This is a genomic window from Thiorhodococcus mannitoliphagus (assembly GCF_010915725.1).
Taxonomy (GTDB): Bacteria; Pseudomonadota; Gammaproteobacteria; order Chromatiales; family Chromatiaceae; genus Thiorhodococcus; species Thiorhodococcus mannitoliphagus.
This window is the reverse complement of the sequence record NZ_JAAIJR010000329.1, coordinates 1-1,383: the sequence shown is the minus strand read 5'-3', so window position 1 is coordinate 1,383 and position 1,383 is coordinate 1. Positions and strand designations below refer to the sequence as shown.

The window sequence follows — 1,383 nt, the reverse complement described above, 5'->3', positions numbered from 1 at the left end:
GGCGCTCCTGCCACTCCTTCAGGCCGTTTCATCGCCTACTGAAACACTCGGTTTTGGGCCAACCGATGATCAAGGCCATGGGGTCCATGCGCAGGTTGGTCAGCCAGCGGATCAAACTCGGCCAAGCCGTTGAAGGTCGTGATGAGAAAGGCATCAAGAAGACCGTCGCGGCCTTGCTCAAGATATTACATCCGTCTGGCCCACCCAATGATGACGAATTCGATGAATACGTGGCTTATGCGACTGAATGCCGGCGCCGCGTCAAGGAGCAGATGAACAAGCGCAAGTCAGATGATGAATTTGCGCTGATCAATTTATCCTTCATCAATCACCAGGGTCAAGACACCATTGTCTTCTGCCCGAAATCCAAATCAGCGGCTGCAACCCAGGAACCCGCGCGGAAGAACATTCATCATCCAACGGAGGAGAGTGGTGAAAAAGAGCACTGCCATCGGCGCCTTCCGTGAAACCCGAAGTGGAAATACCGGCCCCGGAATCCTCGGGTTCCGGTTTGCAGGAAGCGATTGAACCCGTCATCCCCGCCCTTAAGGAACAGCATTTCACTATCCAGTACGGTGCGACAGGTTTCAGCTACGAATCGCTCATGAGTACCTATTTGGTCAACGCGAAAGCCGTATTGATCGAAGATCCCTATATCCGCGCCAATCACCAGATCCAAAATTTCGTCCGCTTCTGCGAGACCGTGGTCAAGCACGCGACCATCAGAAAAATCGGCCTCGATCATCCCTTCGCCCAAGTCGGCCAACGAATGCGTTGTCAGGCCAGCTATTCCCGCTCAGAAAAAAAATAAACCATTGATTTTAAATTATATTCATCCTAAGGGCCTACGAAAACATCATTTCCAAGTGACTGATAATAAAAGTGTTTTGAAGTTAGCGGGACCGCTGTAGTCAGGCCATCTTGGCCTGACAGAATCAGGGCTGGAAGCCCTGACTACACAGGGATGGCCAGCAGCTGGACCGAACGATGATCAAGGCCGAAAAATCACTTTGATCACGTCCTATGATGACAAAACTGACCTAAAGGAAATGGCGAGCCGGCTGGATGAACTCAAACAAAGCCTGCTGGAAATTGATATTCAACTCGACATTAAAGTCAACGAGAATTTACATGATCGGGAAATCCGCATCGACAATGGCTGGATCATCAAGATTGGCCGAGGCTTGGACTTCTACCAAAAGCCAGATAGCTGGTATGGCATTGGATCAACCGATTTAAGCTTAGAGGATATCCGGAACAGAAAATGCTTAATAATTAAAATGCCAAATAAGATAGTATCTTAGGTACGACAATCACGCGTATCGAGGATGCCATGGCCTTTCAAGAGATGTCCGATGATTTTTGGCGCCAGGCAGAACCGTT

General features: G+C 49.5%; 3 protein-coding genes. All 3 read left to right on the top strand.

Going from position 1 to position 1,383, the window contains the following annotated elements; translation table 11 throughout:
- On the top strand, positions 1 to 467 hold a 467-nt coding region (locus tag G3480_RS28815; RefSeq protein ID WP_240906103.1), incomplete at its 5' end, for a BREX system Lon protease-like protein BrxL.
- On the top strand, positions 464 to 811 hold the full coding sequence (locus G3480_RS29350; protein WP_338114238.1) for an MIT C-terminal domain-containing protein: 348 nt from the start codon (positions 464 to 466) through the stop codon (positions 809 to 811). The genes G3480_RS28815 and G3480_RS29350, both read left to right, overlap by 4 nt.
- A gap of 115 nt (positions 812 to 926) precedes the next feature.
- The gene (locus tag G3480_RS26650; RefSeq protein WP_338114239.1) at positions 927 to 1,304 is read left to right on the top strand and encodes an MIT C-terminal domain-containing protein; all 378 of its coding nucleotides are present in this window, start codon (positions 927 to 929) and stop codon (positions 1,302 to 1,304) included.
- Positions 1,305 to 1,383 lie beyond the last annotated feature (79 nt).